We start from the raw sequence: 19,194 nt of genomic DNA on the forward strand, positions 1-19,194 counted from the left end.
TTTCTTTAATTTTTACCCCGCGTAATTAAACAATGGGCCACGCAATTCAAATTCATACGTTTCGCCGTCGACGATGCCGACGATTGCGTCACTTTCGATTAACTGGTGCAGGAAGCCTGCCATTTCAGCCGCCGTATGATATTTCTTAACGTTCTTGCTGTAGTCGAACCCTACTTCCCCGCGCGAACGATCGGCGAACTCTGTCTCGGTCGCAGCTGGTGCGAGCACTTTCGCCCGGAGTTTTGCGCCGCCTTTTTGCAGTTCTTGCGCGAGTCCTTCCGTATAGGCACTGACATAGAACTTCGTCGCGCAATACGTGACCGCGTTCGGTACAATCCGGTAGCCGCCAGCTGACGAGATATTGACGAGCGTCGTTCCTTCGACATCATGATGGTCGCGGACGAACAGACTCGACAAAATCGTCAGTGCCTCGATGTTCAAGCGGAGCATCTTTTCGATTTTCCCGAGATCGATGTCCTGGACGAGATCAAAATCACCAAACCCAGCATTATTGATCCATGTTTCAATTTCAAGTTCATTTAAGCCTTCATAAAGATCATGAACGTTTTGGTTATCAGAAAGGTCGATCGACTTGAGGATGACATCACTGTCTGGTGAAATCTGTTTGACTTCATCCCGAAGTTTTTCGAGTTCAGACGTCCGGCGCGCGACGAGGACGAGTGACCTTCCTTTTCCTGCGAGTAGTTTTGCCGTCTCATACCCAATTCCTGAACTTGCTCCTGTAATGACCGTGTACTTCATCTAGCATATCCCCTTTTCGATTTGGTATAGTCAGAGTCTAATCCTTAGAGTGAACTCTAAGTCAAGTAGAAAGGTGAGATTCATGTATACGATTTCTGAAATCAGTCGACTGACGATGACGAGTGCCCATACGATTCACTATTATGAGAAAGAAGGATTACTGTTTCCGAAGCGCCAGAATGGTCAACGACGTTATGACGACCAAGACGTGACGTGGCTTCGATTTGTCCTCCGCTTACGTGAAACGCATATGCCGATCGAGCAAATCCGTACGTATGTGTCACTGTTTCTTGCTCACGGCGAGCAGGATACGACCCTCGAACGCCTTGCGTTGCTTGAAGCACACCATGCAAACGTCTTAGCTCAACTGGCAGCATTACAAGAAACGGAGCGAATGATCGCAGAAAAAGTCGACACCTATCGTCGCCTCCATCCTACGATTCCCGCTCCTGATGTCATTCAATCCTCTGAGAACGCTTCCGTCAACTGACGAATGACGCTTTCGCGTTCGTCAGTCGTCAATGCAAGAAAACTATCGCCGATATTGATTTCCGTTGCGCAGCCTTTTTCTTTCTCGACAAGATAGCCGGCGATACCAACTTTTCCGTGCAACTGGATTTCAATCAATTTTTCCTCGACGACTGCTTTATCTGCCTCAAAGTAAAGATGAAACATGTTTGAGACCGGCTCAAGGGGACGAGTCGAGATGCCTGGTATCGCATTCAAGCTGCTCGCTAGTGCTTTTGCGGCTACATAGTACTCCGCCATCCGGTCTTTTCGTTGTTCATAATAATGATCCGCGGATAGAATATACGGATAGAGACTAATCAAATCACCGCCATAGCGACGTTTCCAGATGCGAGCCTCGCGACAAAATGCTTCCGGTCCGGCTAAGATCGCTCCTGCGACGCCGCCAAGACCTTTATAAAAAGAGATATAGACACTGTCAAATAACTCTGCGATTTCTTTTGCCGATGCCTCATAGTACGGTAAGATTTCAAGTAGGCGTGCCCCATCCAAGTGCAGACGGATTCCTTGTTCCCGTGCATATGCACAAATGATTTCAAGTTCCTCACGCGACGGAAGCAGTCCGCCGAGTTCGCGTTGTGGCAGTTCGAGTAACAGGCAGCTGACGTCCGGCAAGGCTTTGACGTCGTCTATCGTCATTAAGCGATCGACTTCTCCGACTAGTACTGGTTTAATCCCGTGTAATTCCTTCAACCCATCCTGCTCATGAATCTCGAGGTGACAAAGGGGATGGTAGGCGACCTTACGATTATTCCGTTCATCAGACCAGATCCGTAACGCAATTTGTTGCGCCATCGTACCGCTCGGAAAAAAGATCGCATCGTCGTGCCCGAGTAAGTCTGCTATCTTACGTTCGAACGTTTTAATCAATTCGCCGTTTCCATACATATCGCTTGGTTGATCGGCAGAAACGATTTGCAACGCTTCTTGTAATATTCCGATGGTTCGACTTCCGTGTCCGTCCAATCGTTTTGTCGCTTTTTGGTAACTCGATCGTAAATCCATACTATTCATTCCTTTCTCAATCAATGACTATTTTTTGAAAAAATCAAAATATTCCATCTCCACTTTTGCTATACTGTGTAGCGAACGTCTGTTAGTCGTACTCGTCAAAGGAGGTGTCCCTATTGTGCAAACGCTCCGCACTCGCCTGTTGCTTCTTATTTCAATCGTCTGTCTTCTACTGCTTGCCATTCAACAATTCGTCCCGACATTCTATACATCACTGCTTGGACGAATCGATCCAGCAACAAATACATACTGCATAGATCGCTGTGGTCCGAAAGCATCGATGTTTAGTGCAGTCGAGGAAGGAACCTCATACGGCGGAGACGGAAGTACTGTCACGATTAGTGAAGCCGATCCTCCTACTCCTTGGTTCCGGACCGGGTTTGACTCTTCGGTGACGACACCTCCTTATCTTCTCATCTTATGTCTCGTTCTCCTGTTTTGTAGCTGGTTTTTATGGCACTATCTCCAGTGGTTGCGTCGTCCGCGACTTGATGCATCGGGTCATGTACTTCCACCACGCTTCCCGATTTTCGTTTATGAGACAAAAGACCTGCCTGCTGACACGATTCGAAAACAACTCGTTCGTTTTAATGAGCAACTTCCGTTTTCATTACAGCGCAGGACACATGAGACCGTGACGGAATGGTTCGACCGAATCGCTTTTCCATCACCTGTTGATCCGCTTTATTTTGAAGTGCGGTACGGAAAGGTACCCGTCATCTCCACTCATCAACTGACCTTCTTCGTCCAAGCTATGGAACAATATTTAAAGAAATGCCATGTCCAGTCTTCGATTTCTTGAATTATTCTCTCCTTCCGCCCTGCTCATTGAAGCTTGGCGTTTTTTTTTGCGGAGTTTAAGAGGATTTCTTGAAAATAGATTTTGGATGATTTCAAAAATCGAATTGACTTTTTTTCAAAATCAGACGATTAGTTACCAGAAAAATGGGTAATATAGACTATAGTAGAGAAAGAGTTGATTTACCAGGAAAGTGAGGTGAGAAAAGTTGATTAGTGCACAAGAAGCCTATTACATTAAGAAGGAATTGAATGAAAAATTCGAGGATCCACGGATTTCCTGTGATTTTTCAATCTTTTCGCTTGAACCGTTTCAACTTCTCTTGCACGTACAGGAAGATGTTGATGAGCTCAGTACTGAATTACGATATGGCTTAAGCCGTAAGATTCGTTCCCAGCTCACACAACTTAATGCGCGTGTCGGTGGTGAACCTGTCAGGACGGTTTATGTCATATCGGCGCCTCTCATTTCCGATCGATCGTATTGCGTCATCCTACAATGAAAATCCCCCGTGTGAGAAGCAAACACTCACGCGGGGGATTTTATCGTATTCACCCTGCCAAGTCCCCAATCTGATTCCGTCCGTTCTCTTTCGCTCGATACAGTGCTTGATCGGCTTGGTCGATGATTTCCTTCTCTGTCGTCTGTGCTTCGGGTACAAGTGACGTCAAGCCAAGACTGACGCTGACCCGGCAAAGGGGTTCGTACTGCTCGTGTGTGATGTTCAAATCAAGAATGTCCTGTCGAATCCGTTCTGCGATATGACGGGTTTCTTCTATGCCACGCGTCAGTAAAACCGTGAACTCCTCTCCTCCGTATCGTGCGACTTGTCCATGCCGAGCCTGCCGTTTTATGACGCGAGCCACTTCCTTCAAACATTCATCCCCTTTTAAGTGACCATACGTGTCATTGTAGGACTTGAAGGCATCGACATCAATCAGTATTAAGGAGAGCGGTGTCCGCCCTTGTTTGGCTTCTTCGAGAAGCTTCTCCAATCGTTCATCGAACGCTCGCCGATTCGGGATGCCAGTCAATGCATCATGCAAGGAACGATGAATCAAGACTTGTTTGCTGCGTTCCATTCGAAACGTCTGGATGAAGGCAATCAAAACAAGAACAGCGATGCTCGCGACGACAACGATGACCCATTTCGCAGCACTCGATGCTTGCTCGGAACGTTGTGTTGCTTCCGCAATGATTCGGTTGACGTCTGTCCGCAAACGGGCATCAACCGGTCGGAACGTTTCGATGAACTGCATTCCTTGATATCGTCTTGCCTCTGCTGAAGCTCTGTCACCGTCCTTGACGAGTTCAAATTGCGTGTCGTAAAACTGCGTCGCCGTCTCGATACGGGGAATTGCCTCCGTCCGAACGAGTTTTCGCATGATGGGATGGTTCGCATCGAGCCGGTTCAGCCGCGTGATCGTTTGATCCAGCTGATTAATCGTCCGTTCATACTGTGCTAGATCCGTTTTGTTCGGTGAAAGGATGTAACTCCGGACACTGAGTTCTAAATTCAACAACGCTGGAAACAGTTCTGCTGCTTCCGTCGAGATTGGAATAGCTTCTTTTAAGATACGGGCGTTTTCTCGTTCGATTTTTAGGAAAGCTTGATAGCTCCAAACACTTGTAAATAAAAGCGCACAGAGTGCCAAAAACAAATACCGTTGCAACGTTGACCATTTCACAAGAAGACCGACCTTTCTTTCTCTATCTACTTGACTAAAGTCTATTTCTTCTATCAGTATCTTGAAGTCAAACAATTAGTCATTTGTATGAAATAATGCCCGTTGCTGACACAATCCAAACGCTTCCCGACCGCTCAATCGGTTAAGGATGTGTTTTCCAGCTGTTCTTGCGACTGACGTCGTCTTAATGCCCTCTCGGTCACGTCGTTATTCTTCCACCAAGCGACGAACAAACCGATTACCCCAACCAGACCGGTCACGAACCGTTCGACGTCATTCGATGACACCGGTAAAGCGGTAAATCCGAGCGTCGGTAAGAACAACTCTAGAAAGACATAGAGCGGTATCATGAGGCGGAGCCATGCTTGAAAACGAATCATGGCGACACCGGAAAGAGACGACGCCATGTTTGCGGTCCAACAATCCCGTCAACCACAAGTCGAGATGTCTGCTGGAACGCTTGGATGGCTCGCGTCAAACGTATATCAAAGATGCCTGTCACCATCAGACCCAATCGCTTCTCAATCGCTCGGACGAGTTCCGGTGCTTGAATTCGTTCGCGTAGATAGTGTCCTGGTTTTGGCACGTGATGCCGCGCAAGACTGACATGATCGTACAATTCAAAATGTGGATAATCGGGAAAACGGGACCAATCGCCTCCCCAGTCCATTCCGCGCCGTTTCATTGCCGCAACGATTCGGCGAAGTCGCGCGTCCGGTGGAGAAAGAAATAATGCACCGTCTTCGTAAAGGAACACGTCAATTGCAACACCAAAATTATGGTTTGATTGTCCACCACGGGCTTGCGTCACGATCGGTCCTTGGGTCGTCCGTCCTTTTGCGTATAACGCGTTCTGTTCCGCAATGCTCCGAAAACTTTGGGCTATACCGAGTTTGATTCCATGCGGATAAAGCTCTTGAATCACGTCACGGGCAATCCGGACGACCGACGGATGCATGCCGGGAACGGTTAGTTTTTGATTCGCGCGTCGCAGTAATTCTTCTAGTTGCATCAGGCTCCCTCCCTAGTCAATGTATGTAATAAAGCAGCAATCTCGTCATCGTCAGGAATGACTTGTCGTTCCTGTTGTTTTGCTTCGTAAGCGCGTTGTGCTTTTTTTTCACGTTCTACCCAATTCGGTAATTGAAATAATGAGTTGTTCCTTCTCGAACGTTTGGTTACTTGTTTCGGACGTTCTGTCGCGGATCCGGTTGCAAGACGCTTAACGACCTGTTCAATGTAACCGAAATGACGACTGTTCGCCCGTCCCGCTTCTTCAATTGCGTACTGGATTCGCTCGATTGGATGTTCGTTCGCAAGCAACAGCAACTCTTGTTCGATTCGTGGTGACGCCTTTCCGAGATTCGACTCATACTGTTGCACCAGTTCCTTTTTTAAAGACGTCTTCTTCAAGACTTCTTCTTCGGAGTCAGCAGAAGTCTCGGGGGCAGTCGTCTCGTGACTCGCCGGGGATGGCGTATCGACACGGGGCAGGACACGATAAGCATTCGAGGTCTGTCCTCCGTGTTTCGTGAACCGTTCGACTTTCTCGATCCGACCACTTGCGATCAAGGACTGGATACACGACTTGACTGTCGATTTACTGCACGGAACAGCATCGGCGATCGTCTGATAGGACGGAAACGCTTGACCATCTTGACCGCTGAAGCTTTCAAGGATCAGGTAGATCATTTTTTCATGGACGGACGCGAATGCCGTCCCGCTCCGTAAGAGCGTATGGGGAACCGGAAGATATGGAGCTTGCATGGTGATTCCTCCTTTCTAGGAAATATGACAGGAAGAAATCGAGGATTGTTCGAAAAGAGTGAAGAAGATATTTTTTGAGAGGAGTGACAGGATGAACGAACTATTCACCTATTATCTACAAGAACTTGATCGCTATCATCCGGAGGGGTTGATTCATCATCTCGATCATGACACGTGGTCGATTAGTCAAATGTACGATCATTTGATCGTCGTCAGTCATGAGTATTTGGATGAAGTCGAGTCGTGCCGGTTCGCACCCGTGACCACGTCCGGGAAGTCACCGTTCGGCGAACAGTTATTTGCTGTCGGTGCATTTCCGGCGACACCGATCCGGTTACCGGATGCGATGAACGCCCCACCGAACGAGACGGATCAGGTTGAACAATTACGGACACGTTGGTTGCAGCTGATTGATCGTCACGTAACGCTCGCAACGATTGCTCAGTCGACACCTGTTGATCAAAAGACGCAACACGGTGGGATGGGCTGGTTGAACGCTGCCGAGTGGTATGCCCTCGTCTCGTACCATCTCGCGCATCACCGGAATCAAAAACGACGACTCGACGCTGCGCTAGCCAAGTGAACAGGAAAAAGCGCTCTCCGCATGCGAAGAGCGCTTCGATTCATTTTAAGACATCCCAATTCGAAAAGTGTCGTGCCTCAAGATCGAGTTGTTGTTCCTCAATCCAGCGGAATGCTTCAAGTACGAGCGGTGACGCATTGTCGATTGAAACTTCACTCGCCTTGACCCAACGCGCACCGAGTGAGTCTTGTCCGACGAATTGCTCGGGAATGCCAAGCGTTCCACCGGTCTGTCGAACGAGATAAAAGACGGCGATATGATGGACTTCATCGAACTCTCGCCAGTCCCACGGGAGCTTGAAGTCAGCGACGCCGATCTGTCGTTCGAGTGCTACCTCAAGCCCTGTCTCTTCCGTAAACTCACGACGCATCGCCGTAGCGAGCGTCTCCCCTTCTTCTAGGCTACCCCCTGGTAAATCATAGCGATTGATATACGGTCCACCATTTTTATCAATGACGAGTAAAGCATCCTCTTTCATTAATAAGCCATAGACTCCAAATGCACGATGACAACGAATCGTTTTCATTCATCATACCTCCCTTCACTTCTCTTTTACATTTTTTATTTTTTATCACAATGACACTTAAACATATTGATATCTAAAGAACGCGGTAATGCGGTTAGCTTTATATTAATCGTTACAAAATCAGTATAAAGTCTAACGTAATAGTTCGTATCTCATCATACACTTTACATGGATCACTAAATGAAAAGTCATATGGAAAGAAGGATTGCTACCATGAATCCCCCGAAGTTAAGTGTTTTTTTACTAAAGTCATGCCTATTTGTACTATCTCTTGGTCTACTGGGTTTAGCGGGCTATGCAATCCCTACATTGCTGAACGGAATCAAGAGTTCAATCATTTTTGAAAAACCAGGATATGTCGTATTGATCGTTGCTTATATTGCTCTTATACCGCTAATGACTTCTATTTTTCACGGTTTCCGCATTTTAAGCGTCTTTACAAAAAGGCAGGACACGGCTATTCGTATTTCTTCATCGTCGAATAGCATTAAAAAGGCATTCCTCGTGATTGCTGTTTTAGCGGTTTCTATTCTCCCTGTATTCTTTTATATAGGTCAGTTAGACGATGCTCCTGGATTAGTGCTTGTAGGAATAAGTATCGTCATCATCCCACTAGCCATCAGTGCCTTTTTTAATTGCATGCAATACATGATGAAGAAACATATTGTTACTTCATGAATGAATCGTTAACAGATGAACGAATGTCCCTTAACACGGCTTGAATTCGGTACTTTACCGGACTCAAGCCGTTTGTTCATTGTTTAAAGTACGCTTGGATCACAAACGAACGTTCAGCGACTTCCATAACGTTACGTAGACGACGATACTCTCACTACAGGATATTTCAATGAACTATATCGAATTACTCTACTAAGACGTGACAAACAGGTGGACCCCTAGCTTTAATGATAGGATCAAGAGAGTCAACGTATAGACTGACTCAAACGTCTTGAAACAAAAGGGAACAGACTAAATGCGTAATATCGCGGTTTTTTTTATTGGGTATCCTTTCCATCATTCCTATTCATGACGGTCGGGATGAAAGCATCTAAATAGCCGTCAAACGGCTAGAATTCGAGACTATAGTTGTCGTATGTATAAGCGGCTGCGTTAGGACATATCCATCCCACGAATAGTGCGGACGTCCGTCAAGTTTCCGTGCCTCAATCATAAGACGTTTTATTTTTACTTCATCCCTCCCTTTTCCTGAAGCTCTCTTATTTTACCAAATACTTTCACTCGAGCAAGGATTTTCCTGAATCTTTAACATTTTGAGTCTCACTCGTTGACATCCCTTTTCAAACTGCTATCGTGAAAGTATCATACTCAAGGATGTGGAACTCATGTTCATTGCCGAGTTGTTATTGAATGCTTGTATCGCCTTCACCGGCTTTTATTTGATCGCTAAAATCATCTATAGTCAACGCCTCGCATCGAGCAGAATGAAGTCCCTCATCGTTGGTCTTGCGACCGGACTACTCGGTGTGCTATTGATGTTCAAAGGAATTGCAGTCAATGAATCGTTACGGATGGACTTACGTCATTTACCGCTCGTCCTGCTCGCTTTTTATGGCGTTCGTTCGCCTCTCATCATCGCGACGCTGATCATCGGTTGTTCTCGATTTTACTTCGGCTGGACCCCGCAATCAATCGTCGCCTTTCTCGCAGTCCTCGGCATCAGCACCGGGATGTACTTCATTCATAAGCGGTTACTCCATCGACCGCTCTTGCAAAACCTGATCATGAACGTCTGGTCCTTGTTCATGATCTCGATCGCTGTCTCGATCAATCTCGGCTTCAGTGACGCCGCTCTTCGTTTACTTGCTTCAACGTGGACGATCGGACTTGCAGTTGGACTGTTATCGAGTCTCTTGACGATCGACTTTCAGTTGCTCAACGAACAGGTCCAGCGTTATAAACAATCAGCAGAACTCGATCACTTGACAGGACTGTACAATCGGCGTGTCTGGGACGAACAGACGGCATTGCTTGAAGCAGAAGGACGCGTCTACAATGTGCTCGCGCTCGATATCGATCATTTCAAGCATGTCAACGATACGTACGGTCATGCGAACGGTGATCTCGTCTTGCAACAGTTCGCACGGATCTTACAGGAGGAGACACGTCCGCATGATATCACTGCTCGAATTGGCGGCGAGGAATTCATGGTCCTCATCTATGATCTCACGCCTCCAAAAGTCATGAAAGTCGCTAACCGGATTCGAGAACGGATCGCGAACACACACTTTCAGCTTGACGGATCCCCGTCGATTGCCATCACGGCATCCGTCGGGATCGCTCACGGGAAACATATCGCCATTCAACGAATGAATATTCTTGCGGACGACGCATTATATGCCTCAAAGGAACAAGGACGAAATCGTGTCATTCTGTATGAAACGGATGGCGAGGCAGCCGTCACGACAAACGAACGGGAACCGGTTCGCTCATAAGAAAGGAGTACTCGCCTATGTTAGAGCGAATGAATTAGAGCGAATGAAACAGATCGCTAAACGGATGAAGCAACAATTATCTGTCCTCTCTTATGCAATCGAACATCCTCGTTTACCTCGTCATATCAAATGGGGAATCATCGCCTTGATCGCCTATACTGTCAGTCCGATCGACTTGATACCAGATTTTTTGCCCGTCATCGGCCTTCTCGACGATCTCTTACTCGTTCCACTCGGTATCTACTTCATCATCCGTTCGATTCCTAAAGAGATCTTGACACAAGCACAACGACGACTTGAACAACAAGGAACGCGTTCCTTTCCATTGCTCCGACGTTATGGTCTAGCGTTCGTATTAGGTTGTTGGGGCATTGGTATCGGTCTTGTGATATGGTGGACAGTGTAAAAAAAACCAAATCCATCCACAAGGAGTAGTTCAATGAAAAATGAGTTTGAGTTCATGACAACGGCGGAAGCAATTCTATTCGTCAGTTCCTTTTTCATGTGGCTTTACATTGGTCGTCATTTCGTCATGATCACGACGTTCGACGACTTATTTTTGACGCACTCTTGGTGGTTACTACTTCCGGTCATCACCTTCATCCTATTCTTACGCTCGTTCGTCGTGCGGCGCTTGATTCTCCATCATAGTCAAGAAGATGAGGACTTGTCACGCGAAGCATAATCCATGCAAAAGAGGAGCTATCCTGCACCGGATAGCTCCTCTTTTTTTACGTTTGATCAATGCGACGAAACTGTAAGCCGCGTGCTTTCCAGTTCGGCAAGAGTTCACGAAGCGCTTCAATCGTCTGCACAGGTGCTTGTGGGTCCGCGCCGAACGTATCCCCGTTATCGTGGAGCAAGATGATATCTCCTTCTGACACATTCGATAGTAGCCTCTTGATTTTTACTGTCCCGCCTTCTACCTTCCAGTCTTCCGCCATCTTCGACCAGAGAATCATCTTGTAAGCGGTTGGACAGAGGACATCTCCGGCATTGAGTGCACCCCACGGTGGACGATAGACCGTCGGACGTTCACCGGTGATCCGTTCAATGATCATAGCCGTCCGCTCGATTCCTGCCCGGACCGTCGACGGTCGCATCGACCAGTTCGGTCGATGGACGTAATTGTGGATACCGAGTTGATGCCCCTCGTCGTGTATCCGGCGAATGAGGTCCGGATGTGCTTCTGCTTTATGACCAACGACAAAAAACGTCGCCTGAATGCCTTCTTGTTTTAAGAGATCAAGCAGTTCTGCCGTATAGACGGGATCTGGACCATCATCGAACGTCAAGGAGACGTATCGTGAGTTCAGTGATTTTGTCACGCGCCACCCAAAGACGCGTGACGCCACGTACGGGACGACCGTATAAGCGATTGTCGCGAGAATTCCTGCTGTGATAAGACGTGAACGCATAGAAACTAACTCCCTTTTATTCATTTACTTTTCGGCGACGGTCTTGCAAGCAACCCGCAATCCGTGCCGCGAAGAACCGCTGATCGGCCATGACGCGATCATTTTGATACACTGTGACTGCTTGTTGCCAAGCATGCATGACGTCTGGGTTCTCAAGCGTCCGACGGATGACGTCCGCAAGTTTATCCGTTTGATGAAATGCGAACGCAAGTCCTTTCTCCATCAAATACGTACGATTGATCTCTTCTTGTCCCGGTAGGACGTGCTGAATGAACAACGGTACACGTTTTTCGAATGCTTCACTGACCGTCACGCCACCCGGTTTCGTGACGATCGCATCCATTCGTTCATACAACTGATTCATCTCATCCCGTGAATCGATATAGGTGAGCGGATGGATATGTGGATGACGTCGCGAAGCTAGTCGTTTATACAATTTTTGGTTCTTCCCACATAAGACATGGAAATCTGCTTCTGGACACTGTTCGATCTGCGTCAGTAAGGTCTCGAGTTGACCTAGTCCACCGTTTCCGCCTGCGACAAGAATTTGTTTGCGTGACTGCGTCGAGCGAAAAATGGAACCGCCAGCGATTGCTGGATGGACGGGGATACCTGTCACGAACAAGCGCTCAATGGGTACAGCATGATGCTCGTGCAATTCTTGCCTTGCCTCACGATTCGGCAACAGATGATACTCGATATGCGTCTTTCCCCAGACGCGGCTGACGAATAAATCCGTATAGGCATTGATGACCGGTACGTCACAAAGGTTTCGTTCCTTTAATTGATTCAAGAGATAGGAAGGAAACGCATGTGTACAGATGATGACGTCCGGTTGTTCCGTCCGGATGATCCGTAACATCTGTTGTTGGAAATAATGCGATGTCCACCCTGTCGACCGCGCATTGCTCGAACGTCCGGCAATATGCTGGTGATAAAAACGGCTGTAGCCGTTTGAGAAGTGTCGGATCCAGTTCAGGTAAAACTTCGATGTCACCCATTCCGCAAACGGGCTGATCGTACTGAGCAATTCTACTTCCTTGACTTCAACCCCTGGACCTTGCAGTCGTTCGGCGATCGCTTCGGCAACCAGATGATGACCGGATCGCATCCTTAAAAAAGGAAAGATCACTATTTTTTGCATCGTTCGTCCACTCCTTCAAACTGTTCCGACGTTCCTTCAAAAAAAGAAGTAACGTTTAGTCTTCTTTTCCCGCTTCGTTTTTCCCTGAAACGACGCGTTTCTCAAGTCGCTTCCGCTTGAGCCATTTCACGAGCACTCCGAGCAGGAACAATACGAGTAAAGCAAGTCCGAAATACGGTACGACTTCCGGCTTGATATGAAATGTCTTTCCTGCAAAATGACCGAGTAAGACAAAGGGTACGACCCACAGCGCGGAACCGATTGCTGACACAAAAAAGTACCGACCGAAAGAAATCCGCTTCATGCCTGCAAAATATGGATTGATCTGTCGCACCCCCGGAATATAAAGACCGCCGATTATCGTTCGATTGATTCGTTCCATGTAGCCGTTTGACACCCGCTCCCAACGTTCCTTCGTCAATCCGATGAATCGACCGTATCGTAGGACAGTCGGTCCGAAGAAGCGACCTGCTCCATATGCCGTCAGCATACCGACGAACGTCCCAGCATACGCGGTCAAGATCGAATAGATTAAACGTTCTTCGTTTTGACCACTTAAGATGCCGATCAGGACGAGTAAGGACTCTTCCGGTGCTGGAATCCCGACGATGCCAAAAAATAAAAAAATGAAAATAACGCCGTATCCATAGGCATCGAGATACTGATTGACCGTATCCATATTCATGTTGTCACGTCCTCTACTGCTGTCTTTCTGTACTGTTTCAACGTCTTCAGACTATGTATTCGTTCCTGTTGAAGCAATTCCTTTTTTAGAAAAATTAAAACCTGGTTCATTCGAAAATTGACCTGTTCTCGCATCTCTCCTCGTGACAATTCTCAGTCTGTAGGAGATGATGAATAGAGTGAAGTAGATCTCTATAGACAGAAGGAGGATGACAATGAAAGAGACTGAAAAGCTAACGATTCAACCGCTATCGTTCGAGAGCATTCCATTCGTCAACCATGCCAACGATCCATTCCCAATTATCGGACGCATCGTTCCGCAGTTTTCTGGTACCACATGGTCCTATACGGAAGAACTCTATGAAACCGCTACTGAAACCCGTTTCCCTGACGATCGACTCGATTGGACGACATATATCGAAAACGAGAATCGAATCGTCCTCCTCGCCTTTTCCGGCACTTCTTGTATCGGTCACATTCGCCTTGTTCGTGACTGGAACCGTTTCGCCTATATCGAAAACATCGCGGTCAAACAAGCATTTCGTAAACTTGGCGTCGGACACCAATTGCTTGTTGCTGCGACGAAATGGGCACAACAACGCGAGTTGAGTGGTCTGTCACTCGAAGCACAGGACGATAACCTGATTGCTTGCCGTTTTTACGAGCGAGAAGGCTTCGAGCTCGGCGGTGCCGATAGTTTAAAACAATTCGCCAATCCACATATCGATCTGACATTGTATTGGTATAAACTATTTTAAACGTCAGTCGGAAAGGGCTTACCTTCTGTTATCTATCGTAAAGAATAGTTTTATTACCGCGATATTGTTCGCATTCTTGTATGCACTCATTGCTAGGCTTGAGAGGGGTGATCCAACAATATACGGCACTTCCTTCACTGACTTCTTTATGATTGGTCTATTGTTTGCCGGTCCCGCCATTTCGCAAGCATTGTCCTCTATCTGCTCATGCAATCGAATTCGTTTTCGCTCGTTCTCATCTTATTCTATTCTGGTGTAGCGTTGATCTATTTCATCGTCTCCGAGTCGGCGCGAAAGTATCCATCATTCCTCCACTATCTGTTCGGGTGGCTCGGTCGGACCGTCTTCAGCTTTTTTCTGTTTCTCCAATTGTTTGGCTCGATGACGATGATGGTTCCGTTTTTGTCTTACGCGGTGCAGCTCGTCAATGAACAGTTGGATGCTGTCATGCTATTATTCTTCAGCGGTATCGTGATTGCTGACGCTCTGTTAGCTGTCCGCTTCACGAAACGTTCGCTACCGTGGATGAGGCATCTCCTCGTTCATCAAGGTACGGTCTTCGTGTTTGCCGGTGCGTTCATCTTGTTCAGTTCACTTCCCGCGCTATTTTTCATCGGAAACGTAGTCGCTACCTTTTTATATGTAATGATCACCCGTCTATTCATCCTCATGAAGACTGGAAAGGAGGATTACCATGATCCGTCTGTCATTTCGACTTCTGATGAGTAATTGGATTTTTCTGATGGTTTATCAACACCTTCCGTCATCACCACGTCTCATGCCCGATCCGGACGTCGGCTATTATCCAGGTGTCTTCGAGACATTGCTGTCGTTTGTGATCGTCATCACGATTGGTGGCATCCTGACTGACGCGATTCGTTACTTCCGATTTCGCTCACGTCCACTACCTTGGATAACACACCTCCTCCTGAATCAAGGCATCGCTTTATTACTCGGTGGCGTACTGTTACTTGTATTCAAAGGTCTGTTTCAACCGATCTATTTTCAGGCAATCGCGAGTAGCGCCGCTTTCCTCTACTTTTTGATGACGCGTTTGACATTGTTATACAAGAAAGATTCAGCTGTTTGAAATCAGCCACTTTCTTACATTTTTGTTAGATAAAACAAGATGACCTACGCTTTATACTAAATGTATCGTTTAGTAAAAGGAGACATGCCGCATGTTTCGTCAAAAATCGCTTCTGTATTTACTCATTTTTTTGTCCTTCGGTTTAGCTTTCGATACGATCACAGGATCGTCTCTCGTTCCGTTCGTCGAACCTCTTCATCTCTTGATGACTTCTCTTGCGTTGACGATCACGACCGCCTGTTTGACTTTGTTCTTTCTGCTTTACCACGGCGTTCGTATGCATCTCGAATTACTGATCGTCCTCCCCTTTTTGATTTTGACGAGCGGCATCACGTTCTTCTTCGTCTTCTTGAGCGCAATGACTGTCATTTAACGTCACCAAAAAGCCCGTCTTCTTTAAGGAGACGGGTTTTGATCGGTCATATGTAGATCACGGTTTGGCATGAAGCTCTAGCAACGGATCGGTGTCACTCGGCCAATTGATTTGTCCTGCGTAATGATCCTCAATCGTCGCGACTGGTTCCGAACGTTCGAACCGAGACGGTTGCGTCGACGTCGTACAGACGATCAAGACAGCTAACAGACTGATGATACTAAAACATCGTCGCATCATGATGTATGCTCCTTTTGTCGTTTCTCTTCTCATTTTAAGCAAACCGCGCCACTTCGCCATCCGTCCTCCGCTGTATCTCGTACTCCGCCCATCATAAAAGACCGACTCCACGAGTCGGTCTGACATCATCATCCTTGTTCACCAACGACGGAAAACCGTTCGTTGAGGTGTTGTCCGTTTTCAAGCTCATCCACTACAGCAATAGCGTAATCCGCGTAACTGATGTAGCTCTCCCCTTTTGCATTTAGAATCATCTGCTCACCGCCGACCGAATACGTTCCTGTTCGTTGACCGCTCAGATCAAAGAATCCAGCGGGGCTGAGATACGTCCACGTCACGTCTTGCTGTCCTTGTAGTTCGATCAGATTTTTCCCCATGTTCGAGGCTGTCGGATAATACGCTTCCGGGAAATCCGGTGTTTCCATGACGCGTGTCGAATGACTCTCGTCAACGAATAGGCTTCCTGCTCCACCGACGACGAATAGGCGCGTCTTACTACCTGCTAACAGATTGATCAAGTGACGCCCGACTTCGATATGTTTCGTCTCCTCACCGGGTGCTGCGTTAAACGCATTGACGATTGCGTCAAACTCGTTCAAGTCGTCTTTCGTCAGAGCGAGGACATCGCGCTCGAGAATCGTGACGTTAGCCGTCACTTTTGCCGCATTACGGACGATTGCTGTGACGTCATGCCCGCGCTCGATTGCTTCTTGTAGAATCAATTGCCCTGCTTTTCCTGTTGCACCGATAACTCCAATGTTCATGATGATTCCTCCTTTTGATATGTAACTACTTTGATTACATGTAACCAATATAGTTACAATTGAAGTGTTTGTCAACATTACTGTCTCTATTCCCCGTTTCTTGCCAAATGAATAATACGACGTATAATAAGAGAACACTGTTTTTAAGAAGGAGGGGTCATCCGTTGGCCATCAGTACACGTTTTTCCGTCGGTATCCACATTCTCTCGTTGATTGCGACCGACGAGAAAATGACATCCGACTTGATTGCCGGCAGCGTCAATACGAATCCGGTTGTCATCCGTAAAATCATGAGCATGCTCAAAAAAGCCGATTTGATTGAAGTTCGTCCGGGTGTTGCCGGTGCGCGGCTCGCCCGTCCATTGTCTAGCATCACGCTGCTTGACGTTTATCACGCTGTCGCTGTCGTACCGGACAAGGAATTGTTCGGCGTCCATGCAGCACCGAATCCAGACTGCCCGGTCGGACGAAACATCCAATCGACGGTCACGCCAATCTTCGAGCTTGCACAATCCGCCCTTGAGAAAGTGCTGGCTCATGTCACGCTTGATGATATCGTCAATGAAATCAAACAAAAAGAAGCATCGTCCTCGAAAGGATGATGCTTCTTACTTTAGAAAAACCATTGGTATAGCAAATATCCTCCACCAAGGATTACGACGACTGCAAGCATCTCAAGTCCGCGCATTCCGTCGTTTTGTCCACGAGGTACGGCGCTACCAAGACCTTGATCAACACCATCGCGTAGATGATCGAGTGTTTGTTTCTTTTCTTGTTTGTAGCGAGACAATCGAATAACCCCCTTTTTACATATTGTACCATTATGTCCTTCTCTTGTATGATGATATTAGTTGATTAAATAAAGAGTTCATCATCAGCTGTTGATATTGAAATAGCGAGTTTCAAAAAACGGAATGAGTAAGATTGATTTGTTAATCGATAATCGTGTCCTTCCCTTCTGCTCGTAACCGCTGAAGCGATGCTTTCATCGTCTCAATCTCTTCGTCCGCATGCCGTTCCCACGTTCCGAGTTCAGCGATGATCTTCACAGGTTCAGTCGAACGATACGACCTGGTCGGATTTCCTGGAAATCGTTTGTTCGTCAAATTCGGATCATCTTCATACGCTCCGAGCGGCTCGACGAGGTAGATGTGCTCTGGAGCGTCAGATTGTGAGAGCTCCGCGCCCCACTTCGCTGCATCGAGCGTTGCTGTGAAATAGATATGTTGAAGCGGATGGTCTCGAAAATTCGATGCATGTCCCGGCTTTAATTCGTCACCGATTTGAAGTGTCGCTTTCGTGCCATGGAAAAATGGACCTTCGACTGTTTTCATATACTCGCCTCCTGCCTTGATACATTCAGTATAGACAGTAGATTCATCGAGATGTAGTCTGTTTCAAAATGAAATTTCAAGGTATACTTATAGCAAAAGAAGACAAATTTGTCGTCAGATTGTAAATCGTTTTTCATCTATCCGTCAGGCATGATGGGATTAGTCATTTTATATAGGAGGTCATCCGTTTAACGTGAAGTTCTTTAAAGCTTTAGCGAAAACCGAAGAGGCTGTCTGGATTCCAGAAGCCGAGTGGCAAACCGTTTGTAAGCAAGAAGGATTGACAGTGCCGAATCATCCACAAGAACAAATCGTTGGGCTTGCATATAATAATCAACGCCAGATTGTTGAGGTCACTCGAAACTTACGTCTCCCTTCACTAAGTTATTACGTTACGATTCTTGAACCACCGAATAGTCGATCGCTTGTCTCGAAACGATCCTATTTGACCGTTCTTTATGAAGGTACGAAACAGACGGAAAATACAGAATATGGTACGTTTTCTTTAATTGAAATCAATGTCAGAGAAGAAGGTCTTGGCGAACGTGGTTTGTTGCTCGAGGCTTTGATTCAAGACATTGTGAAAAAATTTAAGTCTTTTGTCATTCGTGGCGACTATGCGACGATCACCTTACAAGGACGCGTCTCTGAGATGTGCTTTACGAAATATGGATTCCAATTGAAGGATTCGTATCTCACGTTATCAAGCGGTATACTTCCTGATCGGATTTGATTCGATCAGGATTTTTTATAGGTATATCGAAATAATGGAAAGTGATGGTTTTTCGCTCAAACTAGTAGCACGAGATATTTTTAATATGGTATGGTGAAACTAGTTCAACAGCAGTACATTCTATATTTAAGAAGTTCTCCAGGACAACAACTACAGAGACATATCCAATGGCATGCCGGCATAAAATTGCGGCCTATCATAATCAACAAATCAAGCGTGCCAACGATTTCTTAAAACACTGGGATCTTTCCCATACGAATCTGGAAGTATTACGTTGCTTACACACGACCTCATGCACGAGTCAGAAGGAAATCGCCGAACGGATCCAAGTGACCGAGGGCACGATTTCACACGGAATCAAACGACTGTTCGACCGGCAACTGATCACGCGTCAACGGAAATGGAAGACGAACTATCTTCTGCTGACGGAAAAAGGAACAGCCATCCTACAAGAAGTGGTGCCCGCCTACGAACGTTTCATCAAGAACAATTCGCCGCTTTGACGGCTCGACAACAAGAAGAATTGGTCCGTTTCTTCG

29 protein-coding genes are annotated in these 19,194 nt (G+C 46.7%); 15 read left to right on the top strand and 14 right to left on the bottom strand.

Features of this window, described 5'->3' with window-relative positions; genetic code table 11:
• Positions 1–12 precede the first annotated feature (12 nt).
• A complete protein-coding gene (locus Q9R23_RS13710; RefSeq protein ID WP_290757812.1) occupies positions 13–762 on the bottom strand; it encodes an SDR family NAD(P)-dependent oxidoreductase in 750 nt (249 codons plus the stop codon).
• A gap of 82 nt (positions 763–844) precedes the next feature.
• On the opposite strand from Q9R23_RS13710, the gene Q9R23_RS13715 reads away from it, so the two are divergent.
• A complete protein-coding gene (locus Q9R23_RS13715; protein ID WP_290757815.1) occupies positions 845–1,252 on the top strand; it encodes a MerR family transcriptional regulator in 408 nt (135 codons plus the stop codon).
• On the opposite strand, the gene Q9R23_RS13720 is transcribed toward Q9R23_RS13715, so the two are convergent.
• On the bottom strand, positions 1,222–2,295 hold the full coding sequence (locus tag Q9R23_RS13720) for a threonine aldolase family protein (protein ID WP_311247313.1): 1,074 nt from the start codon (positions 2,293–2,295) through the stop codon (positions 1,222–1,224). The two genes, Q9R23_RS13715 and Q9R23_RS13720, sit on opposite strands and share 31 nt — an antisense overlap.
• A 124-nt stretch (positions 2,296–2,419) precedes the next feature.
• Between Q9R23_RS13720 and Q9R23_RS13725 the strand changes: the two genes are divergently transcribed.
• Together Q9R23_RS13725 and Q9R23_RS13730 are read left to right on the top strand one after the other, a co-directional pair.
• Complete coding sequence (locus tag Q9R23_RS13725) at positions 2,420–3,103, top strand: hypothetical protein (protein ID WP_290757818.1); 684 nt, start codon at positions 2,420–2,422, stop codon at positions 3,101–3,103.
• Positions 3,104–3,308: 205 nt separating this feature from the next.
• Positions 3,309–3,602 (top strand): hypothetical protein, encoded by a 294-nt coding sequence (locus Q9R23_RS13730; protein WP_035408158.1) that lies wholly within the window; start codon positions 3,309–3,311, stop codon positions 3,600–3,602.
• Positions 3,603–3,651: 49 nt separating this feature from the next.
• On the opposite strand, the gene Q9R23_RS13735 is transcribed toward Q9R23_RS13730, so the two are convergent.
• The 4 genes from Q9R23_RS13735 to Q9R23_RS13750 all read right to left on the bottom strand — a co-directional run bounded on the left by Q9R23_RS13735 (position 3,652) and on the right by Q9R23_RS13750 (position 6,555).
• Positions 3,652–4,788, bottom strand: a complete 1,137-nt coding sequence (locus Q9R23_RS13735) for a GGDEF domain-containing protein (protein ID WP_311247314.1) — start codon at positions 4,786–4,788, stop codon at positions 3,652–3,654.
• Between the two features lie 134 nt (positions 4,789–4,922).
• Positions 4,923–5,195, bottom strand: a complete 273-nt coding sequence (locus Q9R23_RS13740) for a phage holin (protein ID WP_290757826.1) — start codon at positions 5,193–5,195, stop codon at positions 4,923–4,925.
• Positions 5,165–5,800 (bottom strand): M15 family metallopeptidase, encoded by a 636-nt coding sequence (locus tag Q9R23_RS13745; protein ID WP_290750126.1) that lies wholly within the window; start codon positions 5,798–5,800, stop codon positions 5,165–5,167. Before Q9R23_RS13745 ends, Q9R23_RS13740 begins: the two co-directional genes overlap by 31 nt.
• Positions 5,800–6,555, bottom strand: a complete 756-nt coding sequence (locus tag Q9R23_RS13750) for a helix-turn-helix domain-containing protein (RefSeq protein WP_290757829.1) — start codon at positions 6,553–6,555, stop codon at positions 5,800–5,802. Before Q9R23_RS13750 ends, Q9R23_RS13745 begins: the two co-directional genes overlap by 1 nt.
• A gap of 91 nt (positions 6,556–6,646) precedes the next feature.
• On the opposite strand from Q9R23_RS13750, the gene Q9R23_RS13755 reads away from it, so the two are divergent.
• Positions 6,647–7,138, top strand: coding sequence for a DinB family protein (locus Q9R23_RS13755; protein WP_311247315.1), 492 nt, complete (start codon positions 6,647–6,649; stop codon positions 7,136–7,138).
• A 40-nt stretch (positions 7,139–7,178) separates the two neighbouring features.
• Here the strand turns inward: Q9R23_RS13755 and Q9R23_RS13760 are convergent, their stop codons facing one another.
• Positions 7,179–7,664, bottom strand: coding sequence for an NUDIX hydrolase (locus Q9R23_RS13760; RefSeq protein ID WP_035408170.1), 486 nt, complete (start codon positions 7,662–7,664; stop codon positions 7,179–7,181).
• 213 nt (positions 7,665–7,877) lie between these two features.
• Here Q9R23_RS13760 and Q9R23_RS13765 point away from each other — a divergent pair, with 213 nt between their 5' ends.
• The 4 genes from Q9R23_RS13765 to Q9R23_RS13780 all read left to right on the top strand — a co-directional run bounded on the left by Q9R23_RS13765 (position 7,878) and on the right by Q9R23_RS13780 (position 10,802).
• Positions 7,878–8,342, top strand: coding sequence for a hypothetical protein (locus tag Q9R23_RS13765; protein ID WP_290757838.1), 465 nt, complete (start codon positions 7,878–7,880; stop codon positions 8,340–8,342).
• Positions 8,343–9,007: 665 nt separating this feature from the next.
• The gene (locus Q9R23_RS13770; RefSeq protein ID WP_290757841.1) at positions 9,008–10,117 is read left to right on the top strand and encodes a GGDEF domain-containing protein; all 1,110 of its coding nucleotides are present in this window, start codon (positions 9,008–9,010) and stop codon (positions 10,115–10,117) included.
• Positions 10,118–10,160: 43 nt separating this feature from the next.
• A complete protein-coding gene (locus Q9R23_RS15945; RefSeq protein WP_396136379.1) occupies positions 10,161–10,523 on the top strand; it encodes a YkvA family protein in 363 nt (120 codons plus the stop codon).
• Positions 10,524–10,556: 33 nt separating this feature from the next.
• On the top strand, positions 10,557–10,802 hold the full coding sequence (locus Q9R23_RS13780) for a hypothetical protein (protein ID WP_290757844.1): 246 nt from the start codon (positions 10,557–10,559) through the stop codon (positions 10,800–10,802).
• 46 nt (positions 10,803–10,848) lie between these two features.
• Here the strand turns inward: Q9R23_RS13780 and Q9R23_RS13785 are convergent, their stop codons facing one another.
• From Q9R23_RS13785 to Q9R23_RS13795, 3 genes are read right to left on the bottom strand one after another with little or no spacing between them, the layout of a single operon-like run.
• On the bottom strand, positions 10,849–11,535 hold the full coding sequence (locus Q9R23_RS13785; protein WP_214853482.1) for a polysaccharide deacetylase family protein: 687 nt from the start codon (positions 11,533–11,535) through the stop codon (positions 10,849–10,851).
• Positions 11,536–11,551: 16 nt separating this feature from the next.
• Positions 11,552–12,679 carry an MGDG synthase family glycosyltransferase gene (locus Q9R23_RS13790; protein WP_290757849.1) on the bottom strand — a complete coding sequence of 376 codons (1,128 nt, stop codon included), beginning with the start codon at positions 12,677–12,679 and terminating at the stop codon, positions 11,552–11,554.
• 55 nt (positions 12,680–12,734) lie between these two features.
• Positions 12,735–13,364, bottom strand: coding sequence for a DedA family protein (locus Q9R23_RS13795; RefSeq protein WP_290757852.1), 630 nt, complete (start codon positions 13,362–13,364; stop codon positions 12,735–12,737).
• Between the two features lie 214 nt (positions 13,365–13,578).
• Here Q9R23_RS13795 and Q9R23_RS13800 point away from each other — a divergent pair, with 214 nt between their 5' ends.
• The 4 genes from Q9R23_RS13800 to Q9R23_RS13815 all read left to right on the top strand — a co-directional run bounded on the left by Q9R23_RS13800 (position 13,579) and on the right by Q9R23_RS13815 (position 15,584).
• Positions 13,579–14,121, top strand: coding sequence for a GNAT family N-acetyltransferase (locus Q9R23_RS13800; protein ID WP_290757855.1), 543 nt, complete (start codon positions 13,579–13,581; stop codon positions 14,119–14,121).
• A gap of 207 nt (positions 14,122–14,328) precedes the next feature.
• Positions 14,329–14,850 carry a hypothetical protein gene (locus Q9R23_RS13805; protein ID WP_290757858.1) on the top strand — a complete coding sequence of 174 codons (522 nt, stop codon included), beginning with the start codon at positions 14,329–14,331 and terminating at the stop codon, positions 14,848–14,850.
• A 13-nt stretch (positions 14,851–14,863) separates the two neighbouring features.
• Positions 14,864–15,211, top strand: a complete 348-nt coding sequence (locus Q9R23_RS13810) for a hypothetical protein (RefSeq protein ID WP_311247316.1) — start codon at positions 14,864–14,866, stop codon at positions 15,209–15,211.
• Positions 15,212–15,302: 91 nt separating this feature from the next.
• Complete coding sequence (locus Q9R23_RS13815) at positions 15,303–15,584, top strand: hypothetical protein (protein ID WP_290757864.1); 282 nt, start codon at positions 15,303–15,305, stop codon at positions 15,582–15,584.
• Positions 15,585–15,641: 57 nt separating this feature from the next.
• Here Q9R23_RS13815 and Q9R23_RS13820 read toward each other — a convergent pair whose 3' ends face one another.
• Entirely contained in the window at positions 15,642–15,824 is a 183-nt protein-coding gene (locus Q9R23_RS13820; RefSeq protein WP_290757867.1) for a hypothetical protein, read from the bottom strand.
• Between the two features lie 128 nt (positions 15,825–15,952).
• A complete protein-coding gene (locus tag Q9R23_RS13825; protein ID WP_290757870.1) occupies positions 15,953–16,588 on the bottom strand; it encodes an NAD(P)-dependent oxidoreductase in 636 nt (211 codons plus the stop codon).
• A gap of 164 nt (positions 16,589–16,752) precedes the next feature.
• Here Q9R23_RS13825 and Q9R23_RS13830 point away from each other — a divergent pair, with 164 nt between their 5' ends.
• The gene (locus Q9R23_RS13830; RefSeq protein ID WP_290757874.1) at positions 16,753–17,190 is read left to right on the top strand and encodes an Rrf2 family transcriptional regulator; all 438 of its coding nucleotides are present in this window, start codon (positions 16,753–16,755) and stop codon (positions 17,188–17,190) included.
• Positions 17,191–17,201: 11 nt separating this feature from the next.
• Here Q9R23_RS13830 and Q9R23_RS13835 read toward each other — a convergent pair whose 3' ends face one another.
• Together Q9R23_RS13835 and arr are read right to left on the bottom strand one after the other, a co-directional pair.
• Positions 17,202–17,378 carry a hypothetical protein gene (locus Q9R23_RS13835; RefSeq protein ID WP_155960154.1) on the bottom strand — a complete coding sequence of 59 codons (177 nt, stop codon included), beginning with the start codon at positions 17,376–17,378 and terminating at the stop codon, positions 17,202–17,204.
• 142 nt (positions 17,379–17,520) lie between these two features.
• The gene (gene arr / locus Q9R23_RS13840) at positions 17,521–17,922 is read right to left on the bottom strand and encodes an NAD(+)--rifampin ADP-ribosyltransferase (protein ID WP_290757878.1); all 402 of its coding nucleotides are present in this window, start codon (positions 17,920–17,922) and stop codon (positions 17,521–17,523) included.
• A 193-nt stretch (positions 17,923–18,115) separates the two neighbouring features.
• Between arr and Q9R23_RS13845 the strand changes: the two genes are divergently transcribed.
• Both Q9R23_RS13845 and Q9R23_RS13850 read left to right on the top strand, forming a co-directional pair.
• On the top strand, positions 18,116–18,655 hold the full coding sequence (locus Q9R23_RS13845; protein WP_214729939.1) for a hypothetical protein: 540 nt from the start codon (positions 18,116–18,118) through the stop codon (positions 18,653–18,655).
• Between the two features lie 167 nt (positions 18,656–18,822).
• Positions 18,823–19,158, top strand: a complete 336-nt coding sequence (locus Q9R23_RS13850) for a MarR family transcriptional regulator (protein ID WP_214853427.1) — start codon at positions 18,823–18,825, stop codon at positions 19,156–19,158.
• The last annotated feature ends 36 nt before the right edge of the window (positions 19,159–19,194 follow it).

The sequence above is a fragment of the Exiguobacterium sp. BRG2 genome (assembly GCF_031844245.1).
Lineage (GTDB): Bacteria > Bacillota > Bacilli > Exiguobacteriales > Exiguobacteriaceae > Exiguobacterium_A.